Origin of the sequence: Arthrobacter sp. HMWF013 (genome assembly GCF_003061105.1) — a bacterium.
GTDB lineage: Bacteria > Actinomycetota > Actinomycetes > Actinomycetales > Micrococcaceae > Arthrobacter.
The window spans coordinates 1-4,906 of the sequence record NZ_QAIQ01000539.1 but is presented as its reverse complement, the minus strand read 5'-3'; the positions used below and the strand labels follow the sequence as shown (position 1 = coordinate 4,906).

3 protein-coding genes and 1 pseudogene are annotated in these 4,906 nt (G+C 67.8%); all 4 read right to left on the bottom strand.

Annotation, left to right across the window (positions count from 1 at the left end; translation table 11 throughout):
* Positions 1–1,270, bottom strand: a pseudogene (locus tag DBR22_RS18555) (sulfate adenylyltransferase subunit 1); the annotation flags it as partial.
* Positions 1,271–1,312: 42 nt separating this feature from the next.
* Positions 1,313–2,260: a sulfate adenylyltransferase subunit CysD gene (gene cysD, locus DBR22_RS18550; RefSeq protein ID WP_108600221.1), complete on the bottom strand. Its 948-nt coding sequence runs from the start codon at positions 2,258–2,260 to the stop codon at positions 1,313–1,315.
* Positions 2,257–2,997 carry a phosphoadenylyl-sulfate reductase gene (locus DBR22_RS18545; RefSeq protein WP_108600223.1) on the bottom strand — a complete coding sequence of 247 codons (741 nt, stop codon included), beginning with the start codon at positions 2,995–2,997 and terminating at the stop codon, positions 2,257–2,259. Before DBR22_RS18545 ends, cysD begins: the two co-directional genes overlap by 4 nt.
* A 152-nt stretch (positions 2,998–3,149) precedes the next feature.
* Positions 3,150–4,895, bottom strand: a complete 1,746-nt coding sequence (locus DBR22_RS18540) for a nitrite/sulfite reductase (protein WP_108600220.1) — start codon at positions 4,893–4,895, stop codon at positions 3,150–3,152.
* Positions 4,896–4,906 lie beyond the last annotated feature (11 nt).

Here is a 4,906-nt window from a genome sequence, read left to right as displayed (position 1 = left end):
GGTGCGTGTAGTTCTCCAGCGGCAGCGGGGCGGCGAGCCGGAGCTGCGCGTGGCCGATGTCGTTGAGCTCCAGGCTTGAGGTGGCTTCGAGCTTGAAGGAGGCCAGGTCCAGCTTGCCGCTGACGTTGCGGACCAGCGCCTGGACGGTGCGGGTGCCGTGCTTGACCAGCACCTTGGCACCCTCCCGCAGGGGCTTCGGGGACAGCCAGCACAGGGCTGCGTACAGGTCGGCGGAGGATTCGCGGACGGTGCCGGCGGCGGCGATGGTGTCACCGCGGGCGACGTCGAATTCCTCGGCCAGGCGGATCGCCACGGACTGCGGGGCGAACGCTTCCTGCAGGGACTCACCGGCGAAGTCGATCCCCACCACGGTGGTGGTGCGGGCGGCCTGGCCCGGCGTGAGCACGGAAACCTTGTCCCCCACCTTCACCGAACCCTCGGTGATCTGGCCGGCGTAGGCGCGGTAGTCGCGGTAGGCCTCAACGTCCAGGCCGGCGGCGACGGCGTCGGGAGCGAGTGCACCCTGCGGCCGGATGACCAGCTGCACGGGGAAGCGGAAGCTCTCCAGCTGCGTGTCGATCTCGTCGGCGGCGGGCAGGGTTTCGAGGACCTCCAGCAGGGCCGGGCCGTCGTACCAGGGGGTGCGCTCGGAGCGGTCCACCACGTTGTCGCCGTCGAGGGCTGAGACGGGGATGACCAGGAGGTCGTCGATGTGGTCGGCGGTGCCCAGTTCGGCGGAGCCGATGCCCAGTTCGCGGGCCACCTGCTGCACGTCGGCCTGGATTTCGCGGAACACGGACTCGCTGAAGTCCACGAGGTCGATCTTGTTGACGGCCACAATGACGTGGGCCACGCGCAGCAGCTGCAGCACGGACAGGTGCCGGCGGGTCTGCTCCAGGACACCCCTGCGGGCGTCAATGAGTACGACGACGGCATCCGCGGTGGACGCGCCGGTCACCGTGTTCTTGGTGTACTGAACGTGCCCGGGGCAGTCGGCCAGGATGAAGCTGCGCTGGTCCGTGGCGAAGTAGCGGTAGGCCACGTCGATGGTGATGCCCTGTTCACGCTCGGCGCGGAGGCCGTCCGTCAGGAGGGCCAGGTCGATCCCGCCCTTTTCGCCGCCGAAGCCGCGGTCGGAGGAGGTGCGGGCAACGGCGTCGAGCGTGTCAGCAAGAATTGCCTTGGAATCGTGCAGGAGGCGGCCCACCAGAGTGGACTTCCCGTCGTCGACCGATCCGGCGGTGGCAAAGCGGAAAAGCGTGGTGGGCAGGGCGGTTTCCAGCCCGGCCAGCGGCAAAGTTTCGGTGCTCATTTAGAAGTAACCATCCTTCTTGCGGTCTTCCATGGCTGCCTCGGAGATGCGGTCATCTGCGCGGGTGGCACCACGTTCGGTGATGGTGGAGGCGGCAACTTCAATCACGACGTCGCTCACGGTGGCTGCGTCCGATTCGACGGCGCCTGTGCAGGACATGTCGCCCACGGTGCGGTAGCGGACCGTCTTGGTGATGACTTCCTCGTGCGGCAGCGGCTGGGAAACTTCGCCGACTGCGCGCCACATGCCGTCGCGGGCAAACACTTCGCGGTCGTGGGCGTAATACAGGCCCGGCAGCTCGATGTTCTCGCGTTCGATGTAGCGCCAGATGTCCAGCTCGGTCCAGTTGCTGATGGGGAACGCGCGGACGTGCTGGCCCACGGTGTGGCGGCCGTTGTAGAGGTTCCACAGTTCGGGGCGCTGGTTGCGCGGGTCCCACTGGCCGAACTCGTCGCGGAGGCTCAGGATGCGCTCCTTGGCGCGGGCCTTGTCCTCGTCACGGCGTCCGCCGCCGAACACGGCGTCGAACTTGTTCTGCTGGATCGCGTCCAGCAGCGGGACGGTCTGCAGCGGGTTGCGGGTGCCGTCGGCACGCTCGGCCAGCTCGCCACGGTCGATGAACTCCTGGACGGAGCCGACGACGAGCTTAAGTCCCAGCCTTTCAACCGTGCGGTCGCGGAAGTCGATGACCTCGGGGAAGTTGTGGCCCGTGTCAACGTGCAGGACGGGGAACGGGACCTTGCCCGGCCAGAACGCCTTCGTGGCCAGGTGGAGCATCACCACGGAGTCCTTGCCGCCGGAGAACAGCAGCGCGGGCTTCTCGAACTCGGCAACAACCTCCCGGATGATGTGGATGGCCTCGGATTCGAGGGTGTCCAGGCTGGAGAGGCGCGTGGATACGGCAGCTTCAGTCACCTGGCTGGTCTCCTCAGTTAGGTAAGTGCTCATACGTGTAGTCCGCATTCTGTCTTGTCGGTGCCTGCCCAGCGGCCGGCGCGGGGATCATCGCCCGGTGCAACCTTCCGGGTGCAGGGCTGGCAGCCGATCGAAGGGTAACCCTGCGAAAGCAGCGGGTTGACGGGCAGGAGGTTGTCATCGGAGTACTGGACCAGCTGGTCGAAGCTCCACGCAGCCACCGGGTTCACCTTGACCAGGCCGTTGACCTCGTCCCAGGTGACCAGCGGGGTGTTGGTCCGGGTGGGGGCCTCGTCGCGGCGGACCCCGGTGAACCAGAGTTCGTAGCCGGCCAGGGTGCGGCGCAGCGGGGCCACCTTGCGGAGGGCGCAGCACTGGGCGGCGTCGCGGGCAAAGAGGTCCTTGCCCAGGAGCCGGTCCTGCTGCTCCACGGTGTTCTCCGGCAGCACATCCACCACGTTGACGCGGAGGTTCGCCGCCACCTCGTCACGCGTGGCGTAGGTTTCCGGGAAGTGGTAGCCGGTCTCCAGGAACAGGACGTCGACGCCGGGCATCTGGTCCGCGACCAGCGCGGGCAGGACGGCGTCGGCCATGGAGCACGCGACGGCGACGGCTGGCAGCTCGAAGTTGCGCTCCACCCAGGCGATCACGTCGCGGGCCGGGGCGTCCCAGCCGAGCTCGGCGGCGCCTGACTCGGCGATGGCCTTCAGTTCGTCGTGCGTGCGGAGGACAGCGGCAGGCGATGCCGCCCCCGCCCCTTCGCCGCGCAGCTGATCTTCGATCAGCTCAGCGCGCGGCTCCGACAGCGTGACCGGACTTCCCTCTGCTCGCAGGCTCGCAGCGGGTCCCTCGTCCGGTCCCTTAGATGCCACTCCCTGGGCGGCATCGCCTGCCACTGGGTCTATCCCGAGGGCGTGCTTGCTCACTGGAGGGCCTCCTCATCTGCTGCGTGGGCCCACTCGGCGAAGGTCTGGCCTTCGGCGCGCTGGGCAACAAAGGTGCGGACAACGCGCTCCACGTAGTCAGGCAGGTCCTCAACGTAGACCTTGAGGCCGCGGACCGTGCGTCCCAGGCCTGCTTCCTCGCGGTCGGTGGAAGCCAGCCCGCCGCCCAGGTGGACCTGGAAACCCGGGGTGGGGTCGCCGTCGGGCGTTGGCAGCATCATGCCCTTGAGGCCGATATCCGCGGTCTGGATGCGGGCGCAGGAGTTGGGGCAGCCGTTGATGTGCAGGGACAGCGCGTGCGGCAGTTCACCGGACTCCGTGAGGTCCGCAAGGCGGCGTTCCAGTTCTGCGACGGCGGTGGCTGCGGTGACCTTCGTTTCCACGATGGCCAGCTTGCAGTACTCGATGCCGGTGCAGGCGATGGTGCCGCGGCGGAACACGGACGGGCGGGCGGACAGGCCCAGGGTGTCGAGCTCGGCCACGAGGGGCTCCACCTGCTCCTTGGGAACGTCCAGGACCACCAGCTTCTGGTGCGGGGTGGTGCGCAGGCGGTAGGAGCCGCGGGACTCGAGGGTGTCCGCGAGCTTGACCAGCTGGGCGCCGGAGAGGCGGCCGGCCAGCGGGGTGGCGCCGATGAAGAACTTGCCGTCCTTCTGCTCGTGCACGCCGATGTGGTCGCCCGGGGAGGTGGGCTTCGGGGCGGCGGGGCCGTCGGCCAGCTTGTAGCCGAGGTATTCGTCCTCGAGGATCTGGCGGAACTTCTCCGGACCCCAGTCGGCCATGAGGAACTTCAGGCGGGCCTTGGTGCGCATGCGGCGGTAACCGTAGTCGCGGAAGATGCTGGTGACGCCGAGCCATACTTCGGCGGCTTCCTCGGGGCGGACGAACGCGCCAAGGCGCTTGCCCAGCATCGGGTTGGTCGAGAGTGCGCCGCCGGCCCAGAGGTCGTAGCCGATGCCCAGTTCGGGGTGCTTCACGCCGACCAACGCGAAGTCGTTGATCTCGTGGACCACGTCCTGGCTGGGGTGGCCGGTGATGGCGGTCTTGTATTTGCGCGGCAGGTTGGAGAGCAGCGGGTTGCCGATGAAGCGTTCGCCCAGCTCGGCAATCAGCGGCGTGGGATCGATGATTTCGTCCTTGGCGATGCCGGCCACGGGCGAGCCCAGGATGACGCGCGGGACGTCGCCGCAGGCCTCGGTGGTGGACAGGCCAACACCTTCCAGTCGGGTCCAGATCTCGGGGATGTCCTCCACCCGGATCCAGTGCAGCTGGATGTTCTGGCGGTCGGTGAGGTCGGCCGAATCCCGGGCAAAGTCCACGGAGATCTGGCCGATGACGCGCAGCTGCTCGGTGGTGAGCGCACCGCCGTCGATCCTTACCCGGAGCATGAAGTACTTGTCCTCGAGCTCGTGCGGCTCAAGCGTTGCGGTCTTGCCGCCGTCGATCCCGGGCTTGCGCTGGGTGTACAGGCCCCACCAGCGGAAGCGGCCGTGCAGGTCCTGGCCGGGGATGGAGTCGAAGCCCTCTTTGGAGTAGATGGACTCGATACGCTCGCGGACGTTCAGGCCGTCGTCTTCCTGTTTCCAGGTTTCGTTGGCGTTCAGCGGAGTTTTGCCGTCCACTTTCCACTGCCCGTGCGGTTTTGCGGCGGGGCGGTTGGTGCGCGCGGGGCGCTTGGCGGCTGCGGAGTCCGCGGACGCTCCGGCTAGAGCTGTATCAGTCATGCATCGACTGT

Coding starts and splice junctions, on each gene's coding strand:
- DBR22_RS18540 (WP_108600220.1), bottom strand. CDS start 4,895: ATGACTGATACAGCTCTAGCCGGAGCGTCCGCGGACTCCGCAGCCGCC.
- cysD (WP_108600221.1), bottom strand. CDS start 2,260: ATGAGCACTTACCTAACTGAGGAGACCAGCCAGGTGACTGAAGCTGCC.